The 19841-nt window shown below is 68.1% G+C and carries 14 protein-coding genes and 2 pseudogenes; 6 read left to right on the top strand and 10 right to left on the bottom strand.

The features are described from left to right. Window positions 1-16 precede the first annotated feature (16 nt). The 5 genes from ABZV38_RS05810 to ABZV38_RS05790 form a co-directional block, all read right to left on the bottom strand. Window positions 17-244 (bottom strand): hypothetical protein, encoded by a 228-nt coding sequence (locus tag ABZV38_RS05810; RefSeq protein WP_356324925.1) that lies wholly within the window; start codon window positions 242-244, stop codon window positions 17-19. 670 nt (window positions 245-914) lie between these two features. After that, window positions 915-1091 (bottom strand): NAD(P)-binding domain-containing protein, encoded by a 177-nt coding sequence (locus ABZV38_RS05805; RefSeq protein WP_356324923.1) that lies wholly within the window; start codon window positions 1089-1091, stop codon window positions 915-917. Beyond that, entirely contained in the window at window positions 1091-2467 is a 1377-nt protein-coding gene (locus ABZV38_RS05800) for an NADP-dependent succinic semialdehyde dehydrogenase (RefSeq protein ID WP_356324921.1), read from the bottom strand. The genes ABZV38_RS05805 and ABZV38_RS05800 overlap by 1 nt, the downstream gene beginning before the upstream one ends. A 795-nt stretch (window positions 2468-3262) precedes the next feature. Further along, window positions 3263-3946: a GntR family transcriptional regulator gene (locus tag ABZV38_RS05795; RefSeq protein WP_356324919.1), complete on the bottom strand. Its 684-nt coding sequence runs from the start codon at window positions 3944-3946 to the stop codon at window positions 3263-3265. Next, the gene (locus ABZV38_RS05790; protein ID WP_356324916.1) at window positions 3943-4455 is read right to left on the bottom strand and encodes a VOC family protein; all 513 of its coding nucleotides are present in this window, start codon (window positions 4453-4455) and stop codon (window positions 3943-3945) included. The genes ABZV38_RS05795 and ABZV38_RS05790 overlap by 4 nt, the downstream gene beginning before the upstream one ends. 132 nt (window positions 4456-4587) lie before the next feature. Between ABZV38_RS05790 and ABZV38_RS05785 the strand changes: the two genes are divergently transcribed. Then, window positions 4588-6777, top strand: coding sequence for a thiamine pyrophosphate-dependent enzyme (locus ABZV38_RS05785; protein ID WP_356324914.1), 2190 nt, complete (start codon window positions 4588-4590; stop codon window positions 6775-6777). Window positions 6778-6787: 10 nt separating this feature from the next. After that, the gene (locus tag ABZV38_RS05780) at window positions 6788-8059 is read left to right on the top strand and encodes a dihydrolipoamide acetyltransferase family protein (RefSeq protein ID WP_356324912.1); all 1272 of its coding nucleotides are present in this window, start codon (window positions 6788-6790) and stop codon (window positions 8057-8059) included. 188 nt (window positions 8060-8247) lie between these two features. On the opposite strand, the gene ABZV38_RS05775 is transcribed toward ABZV38_RS05780, so the two are convergent. After that, window positions 8248-9375 carry a PP2C family protein-serine/threonine phosphatase gene (locus ABZV38_RS05775; RefSeq protein ID WP_356324910.1) on the bottom strand — a complete coding sequence of 376 codons (1128 nt, stop codon included), beginning with the start codon at window positions 9373-9375 and terminating at the stop codon, window positions 8248-8250. 133 nt (window positions 9376-9508) lie between these two features. Next, window positions 9509-11899, bottom strand: coding sequence for a SpoIIE family protein phosphatase (locus tag ABZV38_RS05770; RefSeq protein WP_356324908.1), 2391 nt, complete (start codon window positions 11897-11899; stop codon window positions 9509-9511). Window positions 11900-12481: 582 nt separating this feature from the next. Between ABZV38_RS05770 and ABZV38_RS05765 the strand changes: the two are divergent. Both ABZV38_RS05765 and ABZV38_RS05760 read left to right on the top strand, forming a co-directional pair. Next, window positions 12482-13141, top strand: a pseudogene (locus ABZV38_RS05765) (hypothetical protein); the annotation flags it as partial. Window positions 13142-13618: 477 nt separating this feature from the next. Further along, entirely contained in the window at window positions 13619-15064 is a 1446-nt protein-coding gene (locus ABZV38_RS05760) for a glyceraldehyde-3-phosphate dehydrogenase (protein WP_356324906.1), read from the top strand. 305 nt (window positions 15065-15369) lie between these two features. Here the strand turns inward: ABZV38_RS05760 and ABZV38_RS05755 are convergent, their stop codons facing one another. Beyond that, entirely contained in the window at window positions 15370-16197 is an 828-nt protein-coding gene (locus ABZV38_RS05755; RefSeq protein WP_356324904.1) for an alpha/beta hydrolase, read from the bottom strand. Window positions 16198-16265: 68 nt separating this feature from the next. Between ABZV38_RS05755 and ABZV38_RS05750 the strand changes: the two genes are divergently transcribed. Then, window positions 16266-16868: a sigma-70 family RNA polymerase sigma factor gene (locus ABZV38_RS05750; protein WP_356324901.1), complete on the top strand. Its 603-nt coding sequence runs from the start codon at window positions 16266-16268 to the stop codon at window positions 16866-16868. A 409-nt stretch (window positions 16869-17277) separates the two neighbouring features. Here the strand turns inward: ABZV38_RS05750 and ABZV38_RS05745 are convergent, their stop codons facing one another. Both ABZV38_RS05745 and ABZV38_RS05740 read right to left on the bottom strand, forming a co-directional pair. After that, window positions 17278-18309, bottom strand: coding sequence for a zinc-dependent alcohol dehydrogenase family protein (locus tag ABZV38_RS05745; RefSeq protein ID WP_356324900.1), 1032 nt, complete (start codon window positions 18307-18309; stop codon window positions 17278-17280). 181 nt (window positions 18310-18490) lie between these two features. Then, entirely contained in the window at window positions 18491-19483 is a 993-nt protein-coding gene (locus ABZV38_RS05740; RefSeq protein WP_356324898.1) for a nitroreductase, read from the bottom strand. A gap of 198 nt (window positions 19484-19681) precedes the next feature. Between ABZV38_RS05740 and ABZV38_RS05735 the strand changes: the two are divergent. Next, window positions 19682-19816, top strand: a pseudogene (locus ABZV38_RS05735) (histidine kinase); the annotation flags it as partial. Window positions 19817-19841 lie beyond the last annotated feature (25 nt).

Below are 19841 nucleotides of genomic sequence, written 5' to 3'. Positions count from 1 at the left end.
GACAGGCGCGCAGATGTCAACGGACCATCGGCTTCCCCGTGGGCGGACGGATGATCTCCTTGGTGCCCACGCTCCGCAACCGCTCATGAATCACGTCGGTACGGACCCGGCGCTGCGGCCCCTCCACGCACTCCTCGACCTTCGCCGGATGCGGATCGATGATTCGGGGCCGCCGCACCGGCCCGGTCGCCGGCCGACTCTCGTCATGAGCAGCGACACAGCGGCGCACTGCCTTCGGAGCCACCCCCGCGATACTCGCCGCCGAATGGGCACAGATGCGGCACTCGCACAACCTTCCCCGTTCTTCGTTGGCAGAGGTCATCGGTTCATGCGAGACAGGTCGTCCCGGCCGCTGTGTGACAGCTACGCTTCAATCTGTTAAGTGACATCACACGCTTTACGTGACTCGCAGCCGGCGCCCGGCCGACACCAGTCCCTTCGCGTCACGCCGGCGAAGCCCGCAAGTCGGTTCGGGAGGAAGCCCGCGAAGATTCTGCATCTCGCAACCCTTCACTTGGAAGCCCTGCGCCACCGACGACCAGGTGCGAGGACTGACTTTCGATCTCGACCACCGGCTACATGATGCGGTGCAAGGTGACTGGTTACGGGACATGGTTGCCGATGGTCGGGCTGACCAGTTGCTGATACCGCCGGAATGCTCCTGAGGACGCTTGCAGCCAACGCCAGGCGCCCCGGCATGGGGGCCCGGTCGGCGTCAACGGTTGGTGCCGCCGCAGGTCGGTTCGAAGTGCGGGCCGGCAGCAACGCGTCAAGTGACCGCCACCGATGAACCTCAGCAACGTCGACTTGAATCAGCTGGTCGCGTCGGTGCGTTGCTCATGTAGCGCAACGTCACGCGTGCGGCGCGCCGGGTGGGGATCAGCCAGCCCGGCATGAGCAGCGCGCTGTCACGACTACGACAGCTGGTCGGCAACCCACTCCCGGTTCGCGAGGACAACACCTTGATGCCGGCCGCCGGCGAGCGGCGCGGGGGAACGGTTCCAGTCCACGACGTCGTGACCGTGCCCGAGGAGCCGACGGGCGAGGACAGAGCCCATGGCGCCCAGTCCGAGGAAACCGACGCTTCCCATCAGCTCTTCCAGATCGTCTTGAGGTTGCAGAACTCCCGGATGCCTTCCGCGGCGAGCTCGCGGCCGATACCGGAGTCCTTCACGCCGCCGAAAGGCAGTTCGGGGTAGGAGACGCTCATGCCGTTGACGAAGATGGCACCGACCTCGAGGCGGTTGATCAGGAACCGCTCCTCGTCCGGGTCGGTGGTCCACACCGACGAGCTGAGCCCGAAGGTCGTGTCGTTGGCGAGCGCCGAGGCCTGCTCGATGTCGTCGACCCGGTAAACCACGGCTACCGGACCGAAAGCCTCCTCCCGGTACAGCCGCATCTCGGAGGTGACCTCCTCCAGCACCGCAGGCTCGAAGAACCACCCCTTGGTACCGACAGCCGACCCACCGCACCGCAGGACGGCACCCTTCGCGACGGCGTCGTCGACCTGGCCGGCGAGCTCGCGTCGACCGGACTCGGTTGCGATCGGTCCTATCTCGGTTTCCTCGTCGAGCGGGTCGCCGATGGTCAGCGCCTTTGTGCCCGCGACAAAGGCCTCGACGAACTCCTCGTATACCTCTGTGTGGACAATGAACCGCTTGGCCGCGATGCAGGTCTGGCCGTTGTTCATCGTTCGAGCGGTCACGGCGGTTCGGGCGGCCGCGCGAACATCGGCGGAAGGCAGCACAATGAACGGGTCGGACCCACCGAGCTCCAGCACCGCCTTCTTCACCTCAGAGCCCGCGATGGCTGCGATCGACCGCCCGGCCGGCTCGGAACCGGTCAGTGTCACGGCGGCGACGCGCCGGTCGCGGACAACTGCTTCGACGTCGGCTGCTCCGATGAGGAGCGTCTGGAACGACCCGACGGGGAAGCCCGCTCGTGCGAAGAGGTTGTCGAGGTACATCGCGGTCTGCGGCACGTTCGAGGCATGCTTCAGCAGGCCGACGTTACCGGCCATCAGCGCAGGTGCAGCGAAGCGGATCACCTGCCACATAGGAAAGTTCCACGGCATCACGGCAAGAACGACGCCGAGAGGCTCGTAGGACGTGTAGGCAGCCGAAGCTCTGACCGTGCTCGGGTCAGCGAGCGGCTGGTCGGCCAACAGGCTTTCGGCGTTGTCGGCATAGAACCGCATCGCGTGTGCGCACTTGAGGACCTCTCCGCGGGCCTGCGCGATCGGCTTACCCATCTCGATGGTGAGCCTTTGCGCCGTCTGGGCTGCCTCGGCCTCGACCAGGTCTGCGGCCACCCGCATCCACCGGGCGCGAGAGTCGTAGTCGGTTGCCTGGAGCATCGTGACCGCGGCCTCTGCTCGCGTCAGCCGCTGGTTGACCTGCTCCTTCGTGAGTGGAGCGAACTCTTCGATGAGCTCACCGGTGGCGGGATTAACGGTAGCGATAGGCACGGCGTTCTCCTCGTGGCGTGGACATCCAATGAGTATTGATTGGATACATTGTAAGGTCCTCGGTGATGGTGCGCCAGTAAAAACAGGGCGTTGACACTCTCCGGTCGTACCTAGTTGGATACATTCTGGGCGCCGGGCACCTCGCCGCCGTCATCCTCCTCGGCCACGGCACGATGGCGCTCGCTGTCTTCGCCGTCGCGTACGCCGACACGCCTTGAGGTATCGACAGCTACCCTTACGGCTGGTTGACGCAGGTCACGTGCCTGGCCAGATGTGTAGGCACGTGAGGCACGTACGCGGAATCGGTCCGGCCGAACCGTTTCCTGCGCTCTCGTTCGATCGCGGTACGACGACGGCGCGACCAACCGTGTGGCAGAACAGTGTTTTGTGATAGGCGAGTGAGGCTCAGGCTGCACCGGACATCTTTCGAAACTCCGGTAATGATCTCGGCGCTCGTCGGTAAGCCACCGTCGGCGTACCCCCGTTGGGTGACAGCGTGTCGGCCAACCGTCTCGCTTTGTCGCACGGCCGGGACGCGTGCCACGGACCGGGTGAAGACGCCTGAGCAACCACCTGCGGGGTGCCGAGACGTCCCGTGGGAATGCACTGCGCCTCATTGACCGGCATCTCGTCGCCGGCCTGCTTGTCGAGGCAGACCGTGACTATGGCGTCGGTCGGCGTGGGCCCGGGCAACCGTGTTCACCCGCACGCCCTCCGCGGCAAGTTCGAGGGCCCACGTTCAGGTCAGCTGCTCCATGGCGCTCGTGGTGGCGCCGTAGTGAGTTCCTGCGCGCGTCATCGCTTTTCGACGAAGAGCTCGGGGTGAGCCGTGAGTTCGACCCTGGTGCGGCGGATGTGCCCCGTGAGGTACCGCTCACCGTCATCAGGATCACGGCGCCGCACGGCGTCGAGGATCAGCCGGTGTTCGGCGTTGACGATCGTGGCCCGGTCAGGGTCCGCGAGCACCATGAACGCACGGCGATAGTGCTGGGTGGTGTTCCAGAGCCGCTCCGTGATGGCCAGCAGGTGGTCGCTGGGGCAGCCCGCGTAGGTCGTCATGTGGAAGTCGCGGTCCAGAAGAAGGAACCGATTGACGTCGCTCTGGTTCTCGATCTCGTCCTGGATGTGCTCCAGGTGGGCGAGATGGTGATCGGTGAGATGGGGGAGACTCTCGGTCAGAGTCAGCGGCTCGAGTCGCTCGCGCATCCGGTAGTACGTGTTCACGTCCTCGAGGCTGAGGATGGGAACACGCGACCCACGGTTGGGGAACGACTCGGTGAGGCCGTCGGACTCCAGAATCCGCAGCGCTTCGCGGACCGGGATCCGGCTCGTGCCGAGGCGCGCCGCGAGTTCGTCCTGGCGCAACCAGGTGCCGGGCGTCAGATCGCCGGCGAGGATCTCGTCGCGGAGGATGCCGGCGATGCGCTGACTCCTGACACTGTCCGATCCGCGCGGATCGCGAGCGTGCGAAGGAGTCAAGAGCGGTCACCTCTGAACTTTGACGGGTCACGGTCGAAGGCCTTGCCGTCAGGATAGGACACCAGCTCGAACTGCATTCCCCATGGTGAGAGGAAGTAGACCCACCGCTGTCCCTCTGACGGTCCGGCGCTGACGGTCGGGTCGCCCAGCACGGGTACGTCCCTCGCCCTCAGGAACGACACGGCGTCGTCCAGGTCTTCGACGTACAGCGCGACATGGTGGCCGCCGACGTCACTGTTGTGCGGGACAGACGTCTGCTGCACATCCGCTCGGTACTCGAAGACCTCGAACACGGCCTGCTCGCCGCACCGGTAGAAGCGCAGTTGACGCATGACGGTGCGCGCGTCCACGTTCAGGTGCTCCGCCATCCAGTCGTCTGCCGAGCTGAACGGGCCGAGCGAGTACAGGTACTCACAACCCAGGACGTCCACGAGCCACGCGTGCGCCTGGTCCAGGTCCGGCACCGTGAATCCGATGTGATCTAGGCGCATGAGGCCAGGTAGAGCCATGGTCTTCCTCCTTTGGATCCAAAAGTCCCTACGATGATGGCGGTGATGGCGCCATAAGTCGAGCAGGGCTTGCAATTGGATCCAATCATATGGCAAGGTCGGTGCACTCCGGTCGATTGAAGGGGGCTCCCGATGCCTGTGGAACACACACTCGAAGCGAAGGCCGCGTGGTCGGAATTCGTCGTCACCCAGGACGACTGGAACGCCGCGGCTCCGGACCTCCTGACGGGCATGTTCAGCCAACTGGTGCTGATCCGGACCTTCGAGGAGTACGTCCTGGAGCTCGCCGCGGATGGGCTCATCCACGGCCCCGCGCACTCCAGCATCGGCCAGGAGGGCGGCGCGGTCGGTGCGTGCTTCGCCCTGACGTCGGAGGACACCGTGAACGGGTCGCATCGTGGCCATCACCAGTTCCTCGCCAAGGTGCTCGCCCATCTGCATCCGAAGGGCATCGACCCGACTGAGCCGTTCCCTGAGGATGTGCGGGCCGTGCTCCTGCGCAGCCTGCGCGAAATATGCGGACTGGACCGGGGCTTCAGCCACGGTCGAGGCGGCAGTATGCACCTCCAGTGGCACGAGGCCGGTGCCATCGGGACCAACGCGATCGTCGGTGGCGGAGTACCGCTCGCGGCCGGATCCGCGTGGGCCCACAAGAAGACCGGCACTGACGCGGTGGCCTTCACGTTCTTCGGCGACGGCGCGATCAACATCGGATCCACGCTGGAGAGCCTCAATCTGGCGGCGGCGTGGTCGCTGCCCTTGTGCTTCTTCGTCGAGAACAACCTGTACGCCGTCTCCACCCACGTCTCCGAAGTCACCGCCGAGCCACGGCTGTCCGGCCGCGGTCCGGGCTTCGGCATCCGGAGCTGGAAGGTCGACGGCATGGATCCGCTGGCCGTGTACCTCGTGACGCAGCAGGCCCTCGCACACATGCGTCGCGGCGACGGTCCGACGATGATCGAAGCCGATGTGTACCGCTACTTCCACCAGAACGGTCCCTTTCCCGGCTCGGCGTTCCGGTATCGCACCAAGGAAGAGGAAGCGCAGTGGCGCGCTCGCGACCCGATCGACACCATGGTGGGACACCTGGTGCGACGCAGAATCCTCAGCAAGAAGGCGGTTTCGGAGACGATCAAGCGCGCCAAGGATCTGATGTCCGAACTCGGCGACGTCCTCCTGGAGCCGCGGCCGGGCGGCAAGCCGGGTGAGCGACGCATCGTGCCCTCGGAGTGGCCAGACCCGGCGTTCGTCGACGAAGGCGTCCGGGGCGACCTGTCGGAGCTGGCCGAGATCGAGTTCACCGACGCCGAGGACTTCGCTGACGGTCTGACCGATGTCAAGTTCGTCGGCGTTGTCGCCGGTGTGCTGGGACGCCGCCTGGAGACCGATCCTCGCGTGGTGGTGATGGGGGAGGACGTGCACCGGCTCAACGGCGGCACCAATGGGGCCACCCGTGGCCTGAGTGAGGCGTTCCCCGACCGCGTGATCGGGACCCCGATTTCGGAGAACGCGTTCGCCGGCCTCGGCGGCGGACTGGCTCTGGACGGCCGGTTCCGCCCGATCATCGAGTTCATGTACGCCGACTTCATGTGGGTGGCGGCAGACCAGCTGTTCAACCAGATCGGAAAGGCCCGCCACATGTTTGGAGGTGAGGGCACGGTGCCGTTCGTCCTGCGCAGCAAGGTCGCCACCGGTACCGGCTACGGATCACAGCACTCGATGGACCCGGCCGGCATCCTCGCGACGGCACCGGGATGGCGAATCGTCGCTCCGTCGACGCCGTTCGACTACGTCGGCCTGATGAACACGGCCTTGGCCTGCGATGACCCGGTCGTCGTTCTCGAGCACGTGGATCTGTACAACTCGACCGGTCCCGGACTGCCCGAGAACTATGACCACTACCTTCCGGTCGGCAAGGCCGCCGTACGCCGTGAGGGCGCGGCTCTGACCATCCTCACCTATCTGGCGATGACGCCGGCCGTCCTGGCCGCCGTCGAACAGACGGGAGTGGACGCCGAGGTCATCGACCTGCGCTGGCTGGACCGGGCCAGCCTGGACTGGGACACGATCACCCAATCGGTGATGAAGACCAACAACGTGCTCATCGCCGAGCAGGGCGCACTCGGCACCTCCTACGGCGGCTGGCTCGCGGACGAGATCCAGCGTCGGCTGTTCGACTGGCTCGACGCCCCGATCGAGCGCGTGACGGGTGGCGAGGCGTCGCCGAGCATCAGCAAGGTGCTGGAGCGTGCCGCATTCGCTTCCACGGAGGAAGTCGTCGCCAAGCTCCGCGAGATCTCTCAGGGGCAGAACAATGGCTGAGATTCTGCGCATGCCCGAGGTCGCCGCCAACATCACAGAGGCGATCCTGGAATCCTGGAACGTCGGCGTGAACACCCGTTATGCGGCGGGCGATCCGATCGTCACGGTGGAGACCGAGAAAGCCGCGGTCGACGTGGAAGCCGAGAGCGACGGTGTACTCCTGCGCCTCCTGGTGGATGCGGGCACGACAGTGGCGGTGGGTACACCGATCGCAGTCTGGGGGGCACCGGACGAGTCGGCGTCCGAGGTGGACGCCCTGGTGGCTTCGCTGGGTACCGGAGAAGCGCCGGTGACGGCTTCCAGCGCCTCGGCGTCAGCGCCGGCAGAGCCGGCAGAGCCGGCGACGCCAGCAGGCACGGCCGCTCCGGCGCCCACCGAGGCGGCGCGGGACCAGAGTGAGCGCATCTTCGCCAGCCCGTTGGCGCGACGTCTCGCGCGCGAGCTCGGAGTCGACCTGAACGCTGTGGTCGGGAGTGGCCCGCACGGACGAATCCGGCGGTCCGACGTCGAAGCAGCTGTCGTCAGGTCGGCGGAGCCGGAGGAGATTTTGCCGGTGAACGCCGGGGCAGAGATCCAGAGAGTCGGGACTTCGGCGGTCGATTCGCGATTTGTTGACGTGCCCAACACGCGGATGCGGGGGGCCATCGCTCGCCGGCTGACGGAGAGCAAGCAGAACACGCCGCACTTCTATCTACGCGGCAGCGCACGCGTCGACGCATTGCTTGAATTGCGGCAACAGATCAACGCCGGCCATGGCGTGAAGGTGTCGATCAACGACCTGCTCGTCAAGGCGATCGCGTCCGCGCACGTGGGCATTCCCGCGATGAACGTGCAGTGGAACGACACCTCGATCCGGCACTTCTCGGACGTCGACATCGCCGTGGCCGTCGCCACCGACGGCGGTTTGGTCACCCCGGTGATCCGCGGCGTGGACTCGCTGTCGATGAGCGGCGTTGCCACGGCGACGAAGGACCTGATCGCCCGCGCGAAGGAGCGCCGGCTCCGGCAGGACGAACTGGAGGGCGGCACGATCTCGATCACGAACCTCGGTATGTACGGGACCGAGGAGTTCGCAGCGATCATCAACCCGCCACAGGCCGCGATCCTGGCCGTCGGTGCGGTGCGGCAGGAGGCGGTCGTCGAGGAGGGTGCGGTCACCATTGCGTCCGTTCTGCGTCTGACCCTCGCCGTCGACCACCGGTCGGTGGACGGCGCCACTGCGGCCGAGTGGATGAAGGCGTTCGTGGACGTGCTCGAACACCCGCTCCGGATCCTGCTGTGAGTACCGGCGAACGCGAGGGCAACGCAGGGCCGGCACGGCGCGGGCGCTCGCCGCGGTCTCCGGGCCGCGCGAGAGCCTGGACCGACTGCCGCGCTCGTACATCCAATTCGCCCTGAGTCAGAGCCGCTTGATCGGGGTCGAGCCACCCACAGCGGGCAGCCTGCCACGCAGGCTCGGGCCGACAGCCCTTAGGCGGGGTGAGCGACGTCTTCGGTGGCGGGGGTGTTCGAGCAGCGTACGGCGAGTGCCGAGATGTCGTCGTTGAGCTTGCCGTTGCTGTAGTGGAGGAGATCCCGGTGAAGCCGGGCGAGTAATTCGCGGGGCGGTTCTGGGCCTTGCCGCCGCATCCAGTCCGGCAGCGGGAAGAACTCGCCGGTGCGGTCCCGGGTTTCCGTGACGCCGTCGGTGTAGAGCAGCAGCTGGTCGCCCGGGGCGAAGGCGACGGTTTCGATGCTGTAGTGGTGACCGAGAAGCGTTGCGAGGTTGAGGGGTGGCGAGGGTGTGGAGGGGTCCAGGACACGGATCTCGCCGTGGTGCATGAGCAGCGGCGGGGGGTGCCCGCAGTTGAGGAGCCTGAGGTGGTCGGCGCCGTGTGGGATCTCGGCGAGAAGGGCGGTGGCGAAACGCTCCGGCAGGTCCTGGGCGGGGAACGCGGCGCTGTGGCGGGCGGAGCTGGTCTCCAGGCGATGGATGATGCCTCTCAGGTCGGGCTCGTCGTAGGCGGCCTCCCTGAAGGAGCTGACCACCGCCGAGGCCGCTCCCACCGCGGACAGGCCCTTGCCGCGTACGTCGCCGATGAGCAGCCGGACCCCGTACCGTGTATCGGCCGCCTCGTAGAAGTCGCCGCCGATCCGGGCCTGCGCCTGGGCCGCGAGATAGAGCGACTCGATCTCGACGCCCCCGATGCTGCGTGGCAGGGGGCGCAGCAACACCTTCTGGGCTGTGTCGGCGACGAGCCGGACGTGCAAGAGCGCCTCCTCCCGCTGGATTCGGACGTGGCTCGAGTATGCGGCCGCCGCCGTGACCGCGACGATCGCAGCCGCTGTGTACGCCGTTCCCAGGTCGGCGTAGACGAGGTCGAGGCCGATCATGATCACAAGACAGAACGCCCCCAGCAGGGCAGTGGGGAGCACGGGCCAGATGGAGGCGGCGAGGGCGGGGGCGGCGGGCAGGAGGCGGCTGAAGGCGACCTCTCTCGGTGTGGCGAACGCCAGGCCGGCGATGAAGGCGGTCAGGATCACTGGCGACAGCAGCGCAGATTCCCACGGGCGGCCGTGGTCAGGAGGACGGCGTCGCAGCCGTTGGGGCGTGATCACAAAGTGCAGCATATCCGGGCAATGTGGTATCGACCTCCGACGTCGGAGGCGGGCCGTTCTGTTTGCGGCCCGTCGCTGTGCAGGGCGCGTGTCTCCGGGCCGACCGGCGCGCCCCCTCACTGGTCCCGCGCACCTACACGGGCAGGGGCTGCTCGGCCCAGATGGTCTTGCCTGCGCCGGTATGCCGCATTCCCCAGCGCTCGGTGAGCTGGGCGACCAGCATGAGGCCGCGTCCGCCCTCGTCGAAGATGCGGGCGCGGCGCAGGTGCGGTGCGGTGCTGCTGGCGTCGGAGACCTCGCAGATCAGTGTCCTTTCCTTGATCAGCCGCAGCTGAACGGGCGCGGCCGCGTAGCGGATCGCGTTGGTCACCAGCTCGCTGACCACGAGTTCGGTGACGTAGGCCAGGTCGTCCAGCCCCCAGACGTGGAGTTGGGCGGTCGCCTTGGCGCGGGCCTCGGCCACAAAGGCCGGATCGGTGGGAAGATCCCAGACGGCGACGTGCCCGCAGTCCAGGGCACGGGTACGCGCGATGAGCAGCGCGACATCATCCGCGGGCCGCCCCGCGAGCAGAGCATCGAGCACGCGGTCACAGGTGGTCTCCAACGACGGAGCCGCGTCGGCGAGGGCCGTGCGCAGAGCGTGCAGGCCGGCGCCCACATCGCGATGGCGTGCCTCGAGAAGGCCGTCGGTATAGAGGGTCAGGAGGCTGCCTTCGGGCAGTTCGCGTTCAACGGACTCGAAGGGCAGCCCGCCCAGCCCGAGCGGCGGGCCTGTGGGCAGTTCGAGGAACTCCACCCTGCCGTCAGGGGTCACCAGAGCGGGCCAGAGGTGGCCGGCGCTGGCGAGCGAGCACTTGCGGGAGATGGGGTCGTAGACCGCGTACAGGCAGGTGGCTCCGAGTTCGCTGAAGGATGCCTCAGCTTCGGACTCGGGCCCGGACCTGAGCCGGACGACCAGGTCGTCCAGATGCGCGAGCAGCTCGTCCGGGGCCAGATCGACGTCGGCGAGGGCGCGTACGGCGGTGCGAAGGCGCCCCATGGCGGCAGAGGCGTGGATCCCGTGACCGACCACATCGCCGACAACAAGGGCGACGCGGGCGCCGGAGAGCGGGATCACGTCGAACCAGTCACCGCCGACACCGGCCTTCGAGTCTGCGGGCAAGTAGCGGCTGGCTACGTCGACAGCGGCCTGTTCGGGCATCCCCTGCGGCAGAAGGCTGTGCTGGAGGGCCAGAGTCGCGGTGTGTTCGCGCGTGTAGCGGCGGGCGTTGTCGAGGCAGACTGCGGCGCGCGCCGCAAGTTCCTCGGCGATCTGCAGGTCGTCCTGCGTGTACGGCACGGCGGACGGACCCAGACGGGCGAAGACCACGACGCCGAGGTTGGTGCCGCGGCCGCGCAGCGGCACCACCATCAGCGAGCGCGGGCCGTGCCGACTCGCCCAGGTGGTCCGGTCCGGGTCGTGAGCCAGCCACCAGGTGATCTCGGGCTCGCCGACCTGGTGCACGGCGCCGCGACCGGTGGCCAGGCAGCGGACCACCGGCGAAAAATCCGGGAAGCGGGACAACTCGCCGACCGTGACGACAGCCATTGTCTCGGGGCGGACGGCCGCGCGCCGCAGCGGCAAGGCTTCGTCGATGGGAACAGGCGGAGGCTCGTCGCCGTGCAGTACGGCGTCGAGAAGATCGACCGAGACGAAGTCCGCGAGGGCGGGCACGGCCACGTCGGCCAGTTCCTGGGCGGTGCGGGTCACGTCCAGGCTGCTGCCGATGCGTCTGCTGGCCTCATCGAGCAGCGCCAGACGTTCGCGGGCCGTGTACTGCTCGGAGAAGTCGAGGGCGGCCAACTGCACGCCGCGCACCAGCCCGAGGGAGTCCTTGAGCGGGGTGAAGTGGATGAGCCAGGCGTGTGCCTGGGGCTCTCCTGGCACCTTGACGTAGTTCTCGATGTGCTCGGGCTCACCGGTACGCAGTACGCGATCGACGGCCCGTTCGGGCGCCAGGAAGGCAGGATCGGGCATGTGCTCGGTGATCCGGAGCCCGCGAAGATCCCGCTCCGGGGCGGCGAGCTGCTTGCTCATGGGCTCGTTGACCCGCAGGAACCTTCCCTCGGAGTCGCAGATCGCCAGGGCGAACGGCGACTGGTCGAACGACCAGCAGAGCAGCGGGTCCGTGTCGCGGTCCACTCCCTCCCGCACCCGGACGCCCTCCAGCAGCCAACCGGTTCGCCCGTCACCCGTGGGCAGCGGACGCGCCCGCAACCGGCACCCGACCGCGCTGCCGTCCAGGTGACGGAGGACCACCCGCCCGGTCCAGTCCTCCTGCCGGTCGCATCGCTCACGAACACCAGGGGGGAGGGGTGAGGCAAGCAGCGCCGCCGCGAGCCGGCCGACGGCCTGACCGGCGGAGTACCCGAGCAACTGTTCCGCACCGGTGCTCCAGCCGGTCAGCGTCCCGTCGGGAGCCGCCACGGCCAGAGCCGCGGCGGAGGTTGGAGAGTCACCAGGCGTGCTCGCCGGTGTGTCCATGGCCGATCATCTCGCCTTCTAGTCCACTGCTGATTCAAGGATCTCTCGGTACCGCCGTCAGATCGCGTCAAAGGGGATCGCACATGCCGGACGCAGAGAACCGGACTCCGGGGAACCACGAGGCACTCTACGGTGACGCTCCGTAGCTATTGCCGGTCAGGCGATCGGCTGCCCGTACCGTGCTGATCGGCCCGAGAGTCGATTCGGCGGTGCCGCGCCCACTCCGCGGCTTCGGGCGGTGCGGCGGCCTGAGTGTCCTCCGCCGGGCGTGTCGGGCTTTCCACCCGCGCGGGAGCCCCGGCGGAGACTGCTGCGGGCCCCGCCCCGCAGGTCGGCGCCTGACGTTGGACCACGGCTGCGGATGGGACGCCTCCTTCCGTCGAAGACAGGTTCCGCTGTCGCATCCCGGACCGGATGCGCCGCCCCGCCGAACGACGAACGGGCCGTCGCGGCAAGGACGGTGTCCCTTGCCGCGACGGCCCGTTCCGATCAGGTGCGTCAGGCGGTGGACACCGCGAAGACGTGGATCACGCCGCCGTCCGTGGTGGACGGCAGGGTCACGCTCGCCAGCTGCTTGCCCGCCTGGAGAGTCCGGCGCTGTCGCTCGGCTACGACCGGACCCAGCTGGAGCTGGCCGTCGCGCAGTCGCATCCACAGGAGCCTTCCAAGGCGGCGCTGTTGTGGGCGGCAGAGGTCCAGCTCGGGCACCTCTCCCGTGCGGACCTTCGGACGCGGTGCGACGACCTGCTGGGCAACCCCCTGGTGGTGCCCGCCCATCCGCTTTACCTCAGCGGATTCCTCCATGGCCTGGAGCCGGTGCCGCAGCTGGCCGACTTCGTTGTGGAGGCAGTGTCGAGCGCGATCGCACGGCTGCCGGATCCGGTGCTGCTGCCGTGGTTGCCGACCTTGATCAGCACCTTGCGGTCCGGCGGCGCCGAGTTGGCCCCGGTGCTGATCCGCGAGGCCGGGCGGATGTTCCCCGGTCGGCTCGCGGCGCTGGACGCCTGGGTGCCGCCGTGGCAGGACCGGCCGGACACAGGAGCCGTGCCGCCGGCTCGCGGCGCCGGCGGCAGCGGTGGTGTGCTGCTCGCCGCCCACCCCGCGACATGTGACGCGGTGGCGGGTCTGCTGGGCTGCGACGGGACTTGGGCGACCACGGGCCCTGCCTCGTCGGGCGCGGAACTTGCCGGTCGACACCCCGATACGGCGATGGCGCTGGAGGTGCTGCTGACCGGCCCATGACTTCGACGGGGCGGAAGCCCGCGGAGCGGATCCGTCGTCGGGGCGACCGAAGCCACGGGCGCCCCGACGGGGCCCGGCCGGCGGGCAAGGCCTTCACCGCACCCGGCGAGAGGGCCGCACCGGACCATGGCCCGGCGACGTCACGTCAGCCGGGGCGTGGCAGTAGCAGATGAGCGCGGCGGAAGCCGTTCAGCCGGGCCATGGTTGACACGGAGCGTGAGCACCCCAGCCCGGCAGAGGTCCGCCGAGTGCGTCGATGCGGCTTGCGTCGGCGACGAGGCCGACGAGGATCACGCCAGGGGCAAACTTTGCCAAATCCCCGTAAAACGGAACGCCTTGCCCCGTGCGGCGGCTCCTTTCCTGTCCTGGTGTGGCCGTGGAGGCCGATCGCGGCATCCCGCTCGGGTGGCACCGCCTGAATGATCAAAAGAGCGGGGGGTTAGCATATGAGCACCGCCTAGCTCGAAAGATAAACCTGTGACTGTCAATGAGGACTCGTTCACCAGCTGGAAGAACCGCGAGAGGATCGCGGAGTCGATGATCCCGATCATCGGAAAGCTGCACCGGGAGCGGGACGTCACGATCCTGCTTCACAGCCGCTCCTTGGTGAACAAGTCAGTGGTCAGCATCCTCAAGACCCACCGATTCGCCCGGCAGATCGCCGGTGAGGAACTCTCGGTCACCGAGACGCTGCCGTTCCTGCAGGCTCTCGCCACGCTCGATCTCGGCCCTTCCCAGATCGACATCGGCATGCTCGCCGCGACGTACAAGACCGTCGACCGCGGTCTCTCGGTGGAGGAGTTCACCGCCGGAGCCGTCGCCGGCGCCACGGGTGCCAACAAGATGGAACGCAGCGAGCCGCGCGACGTCGTCCTCTACGGCTTCGGCCGCATCGGTCGCCTCGTCGCCCGCCTGCTCATCGAGAAGGCCGGCTCCGGCAACGGCCTGCGGCTGCGCGCCATCGTCGTCCGTCAGGGCGGCGACCAGGACATCGTCAAGCGCGCCTCCCTGCTGCGCCGCGACTCCATCCACGGCCAGTTCCAGGGCACGATCACCGTCGACGAGGCGAACAGCACGATCCTCGCCAACGGCAACGAGATCAAGGTGATCTACGCCAACGACCCGTCGGAGGTCGACTACACGGCGTATGGCATCAAGGACGCAATCCTCATCGACAACACCGGCAAGTGGCGCGACCGCGAGGGCCTGTCGAAGCACCTGCGCCCCGGCATCGACAAGGTCGTCCTGACCGCGCCGGGCAAGGGTGACGTGCCCAACATCGTCCACGGCGTCAACCACGACAGGATCAAGCCGGACGAGCAGATCCTGTCCTGCGCCTCCTGCACCACCAACGCGATCGTCCCGCCGCTGAAGGCCATGGCGGACGAGTACGGCGTCCTGCGCGGCCACGTGGAGACCGTCCACTCGTTCACCAACGACCAGAACCTGCTGGACAACTACCACAGCGCCGACCGCCGCGGGCGCTCGGCGCCGCTCAACATGGTCATCACAGAGACCGGCGCCGCCTCCGCCGTAGCCAAGGCCCTGCCCGACCTCAAGGCGCCGATCACCGGCAGCTCGATCCGCGTTCCGGTGCCGGACGTCTCGATCGCGATCCTCAGCCTGCGGCTCGGGCGCGAGACCACCCGCGAGGAGGTCCTCAACTACCTCCGCAACGTCTCGCTGACCTCGCCGCTCAAGCGCCAGATCGACTTCACCACCGCCCCCGACGCGGTCTCGAGCGACTTCATCGGCTCGCGCCACGCCTCGATCGTCGACGCCGGCGCCACCAAGGTCGACGGCGACAACGCGATCTTGTACCTGTGGTACGACAACGAGTTCGGCTACTCCTGCCAGGTCATCCGCGTCGTCCAGTACGTCTCCGGGGTGGAGTACCCGACCTACCCGGCTCCGGCGGTCTGATCTCGGCGGACTGCCCGATCCGGTGTCCCGGCAGGCGGGGCGGCGGTGGGGCGGCAATCGGTCCCGATCGGAAGATCCGGTTGCCCTCCCACCGCCCGCCGCCACCGAAAACGGAAGGGTTCGCACGCCCGGTTACTCCTGCCACGGCGTTGAGTACGGGTCCGCGGAGTGATGCAGCCGGCTGGCTGTCGAACACACGCTGCCTGGACGCCGCCGTCGCCCGCCTTCGCGCCGAGGGCATCCATGACGGAGAGTGACAGTCGCAGCCCGATTCATTTCGGATTCGCAGGGGCGTGGGTGGGTGCTCAACCCAGGAATGCCGCAGTGGTCGCCACGAACCGGTCGGCGTCGTCGAGCCAAGGGTAGTGGCCCGCCCCCGGCTGCACCACGAGCGTGGCGTCGGGGAACAGTCCCGCGAACTCGGCCGCGGATTGAGGGGGGCTGTTCAGGTCGCACTCTCCGGCGAGGAGCAGGACGGGGGTCTCGCAGGCGGCGAGCGCCGCACGAGTGGTCTCCGGGTCGAAGGCACCCTCGGCCGCGAAGAGAGCGACCGCTTCCTCATTGCCCGGCCGGCCGGCTGCATGGTGCTTCTGCGCCACGGCGTCCCAGCGGCCGTAGAAGAAGGGAGCGATGGCCTCCCGGTCGCTGCCCGTGCTCGCGGTCATCGCCTCCAGGGCGGCGTACGCCGCCGGGAACCACGGCTCGTTTCTCCGAAGCTGCGCGAGCTCGCGTCGCGTCTCCCCAGTGATCGCTATACCGACAGCTCTCGTACTGGGGCCGATCAGGGCGAGCCTGCTGACGTTCTTCGGGTACCGGGCCACGTATTGCGTCGCAAGATTCGTGCCGGCGGAGTGGCCGAGCAGGTCCATCCGGAGAAGCCCGAGATGTTCGCGCAGCGCCTCGATGTCGTCGACCAGGCGATCGCAGCGGTAGGAAGAGGTGTCTTCGGGAATCGCCGACCGGCCGGTGCCGCGCAGGTCCAGGACGATCAGCCGGCGGTGCGTGGACAGGCCGCCGAGGTCGCCGAGGTAGAGAGAATCCGTGGGGCCTCCCGGGAGGCAGACGACCGGGTCGCCGTCCCCGATCGTGCGGTAGGTGAGCCGGGTTCCGTCAGGTGCGAAGAAGGTAGGCATGGCAGGGACCCTGTCACTGATAACCAGGTTATACAACCTGGTTATGGTGGCGGGTGTATAACCGGGCTATGGCAGGCGAAGAAAACACGCATCAGAACCCCGAGACGCTGACCGAGGAGCAGGCAGGGCGGATGCTCGCGGACATGAATGACGTCATCCGTGCGGGCGAGGAGATGCGGAAGCTGCGCACCGAAATGATCAAGCTGTTCGCCGGCTTCGGCTGGACCCAGGACAGGATTGCCCAGCTCACCGGTATGAGTCAGCCCGCCGTGTCCAAGCAGGTGACGAAGTGCAGGAGTTGCGCCCCGCTGCCCCCGACGAGGCTTTCCCTCGACCAGCACGACGCGCCCTGGCTCGAAGGACGCCTGTGGGGCCTGGCCGAGGAAATCTCCGAGACCTTCTACGACTCCGCCCGCTGTACGCGCTACGTCGACGCCATCGCCCGGGGGAAGAAGCGCTTCACGCCCCAGAACGTCGACGAGCTGCGGCGTCTCGTCGAAGAAGACCTGATGCTGCATCAGGAAGAGATCCCCGGCAGCTACCGGGATGCCTACGACAAGATCAGCCGTGGTCTCGACGTCCCCGCGAAGGTCACCACCACCGCATCAGCCTCTGTGCGTCGCGCCCTCGCTCACCGGATCCAGCGCGACCGGCTCAGAGGCGATGCCTGAGCCGTTGATCGTGGGCGCAGAGCTCGCCGGACGGCAGGTCAGCAGACCGGACCCGGCGTCGCCGGCCTGTACCGGGCGCTCGCCGCGCACGAGAAGCGCCGGGTGTACGCCGACGCCCAGGCCCGCACGGAGTTCGCCGCTCTGCACGCCGAGGTCCCGCGCCCCCGTCCGGACGCCGGGATCCTCAGCTCACGGCCGTGACCGGTCGGAAGAAACCGCAGGTTACGGACCCAAGTTGCTGTGCAACCAGTGGAGTCATTGCCTTGCTGAGCTGCGTTTTCACATCGGCGATCCAGGCTGATTCAAGCGGCTCGGTCCTCACCGTAGTCCCCAGTGCTCGGCAGGTACTGCCCCGGGCCCTCCGCTTCCAGCAATGCATCAGAAGTGGCGCCGGACCGGACTCCCGCTGTCAGTCGGGGGTGAGTACTGCGGCTCCGTTCACCCGGTCCGCGGCCAGGTCGGTCAGTGCTTGATCAGCCCGGTTCAGGGGATACCGGCTTACGGTGACCTGGATGCCGATGCGCTCGGCGAGCTCAAGGAACTCGCGGCCGTCCTGGCGGGTGTTGGAGGTGACGCTGCGAAGGTTCCGCTCCTGGAAGAGATGCCGCTGGTAGTTGAGCGAGGGAATGTCGGAGAGATGGATTCCGGCGACCGCGAGGGTGCCCGACCGGTCCAGCGCCTCGAGAGCCACGGGGACCAGGTCACCCACCGGAGCGAACAGGATCGCCGAGTCCAGTGGCTCAGGCGGACTCTCGTAGGCACCGCCGACCGATGAAGCACCCAGGGACGTGGCGAGTTCACGCGCCTGCGCGGAACGCGTCATCACATGGACGGTTGCGCCCTCGGCCAGAGCCACCTGGGCGGCCAGATGGGCCGACGCGCCGAAACCGTAGATTCCGAGCCGGCCGCCGGTCGGCAACGCGCTCCGCCTCAGCGACCGGTAGCCGATGATTCCGGCGCACAGGAGAGGAGCGAGCAGAGCCGCCTCCTGTGCCCCGGGGAGACGATAGGCGAACGCCTCGGGAACGAGGACCAGGTCGGCGAATCCGCCGTCCTTGTCCCATCCCGTGTACGTGGACCGGGGGCAGAGATTCTCCCGTCCCGCCCTGCAGTAACGGCAGGACCCACAAGTACGGTGCAACCAGGCACCGCCGACCCGGTCACCTGTGCGGAACACACTCACCGTCTCGCCGACCGCTGCCACCCGGCCGACGATCTCGTGCCCGGGAATGGTCGACGGACGGTGGGGGGTGAGATCACCCTCGGCGAGATGCAGGTCCGTGCGGCAGACACCGCAGGCTTCCACCTGCAGCAGAAGTTCATCGGGGCCGGGCGCAGTTACTTGGCGATGTGTTCGTACCAGGGGACCGGTACGGATGGGCCCAGGTGTCTCGACGGCCCAGCCGCTGAGCATCTGTGTGGCGTGCTGCGAGCGCCCCATGCTCCCAGCCTGCGACTGCTGGGCTGGTCCGGCAAACCGGCCGTCGTCCCGCTCGTGCGAAGAGCTTGCTCGCACGAAGGGGGAGTGCTGAACGGCAGCGTGCGGCCGGGGCGTGCGAGCGGCCGGCAAGCGCGAGGCTGACGGAGCCCAGGCGCCTCGCGGCGCTTGTCCGGGAACGGTTCTACGGTTCGATCGTCAGCACCTGTTCCCAGGGGCGGCGTGGTGTGCGCGGCCCAGCCGGGCCGTATCCCATGCGGATGATCATCTGCGCGTGTCCCGTGCCGAGGACGGGGTCGCGCAGGATCCACCGCAGGTCCGGCCACTCCAGGGGCTGCGTCGCGAACGAGGTGGACACGTGGTGGAGTGTGGCGGTGAGCAGGACACGTTCCAGAGCCTGGCCGGCGCGCAGCCAGTCCACGGGGCGGTCGCCCGCGGTGCTCACAAGGGCCAGCTGCGGCCGGTTCTCGAACAGGACGCGGGCTCGGCCCGCCAGGACGGCGGTGCCCGCGAAGTCGCGGGTCGTCGCCCGTCCGGATGCGTCGCAGGGGCCGAAGGCGTAGTCCGGGACCCCGTCGACGGGAGCCTCCGCCTGCGTGTCACGGGTCCAGTGGTGCTGCTCCGCTTCCCGCGCCGGGTCCCTTCGGTCGTATCCCTCGGCGTCCCGGATCAGTTCCAGGACGGTCTCCAGGTGCGTCGGGGTCAGGAACGAGAGGTCCGCTCCTTCGGCGTGGGCCGCGTCGGCGAACAGCGAGCGGATGTCCTCGGGTACTGCCTGGGCGTCGAATGGGTACCGGCTGGTGTGCCGGTCCCGGATGGCGCGGTGGAGACCGATGAGTGCAGCATCCTGGGGCTTCTGGGGGGAGTCGCTCAGATGGATGCTCGCCAGCAGTGCCTGGTCCGATGGGTCGGGCAGCAGTGTGGTCTCCATGGCGAGGCCCTGGTGCGCTGCGGAGACTCGCAGGTTCAGGAGGGCCGCGCCGCATCCCACGTGCAGTGCGCGGGTGGAGGGGTCGGCCTCCGGCATCGCACGGTCGAAATCCGCGCGAAGACTGAGAGTGCGGCTGGAGCGTTTGTAGTCGAACTGCCAAGGCTGGGCATTGTGCATGGACGGTGCTGCGGTGGCATCGCAGACGAGGTCGGCCAGCGTCGTGTCGTCGAGTGTCTGCGCGAGCATCGGGGGCCTCCCGGGGGAACAGATATCGGCTGAGCACCTTCAGGATGGAGTGGGCGTTCTCCCCGGGGGTATGGGCCGTTCGTCCCTGGGCCGGGCCGGACGGGCCTCTCGGCGGGGCCGTTGCGGACGGGCCGCCGGCGAGGGAATTCACCGGGCTGCGCGAGTCCGTCGAGCAGATCGCCGTGCTGGAGGATCCCGAACCGGATCGCCCGGGACCTGCACGACCCCGTCGTGCAACGGCTGTTCGCCACCGGTATGACCGTGCAGAGCGCGCTGTGGCTCGCAGGCCGTCGGCAGGCAGGCGAACGGCTGCTGCGTGCCGTGGATGGTTTGGGCCTGGGCCGTACGGACCTGTGCC

Origin of the sequence: Streptomyces sp. NPDC005181 (assembly GCF_040608395.1) — a bacterium.
Lineage (GTDB): Bacteria > Actinomycetota > Actinomycetes > Streptomycetales > Streptomycetaceae > Streptomyces.
This window is presented reverse-complemented; position numbering and strand designations above follow the sequence as displayed.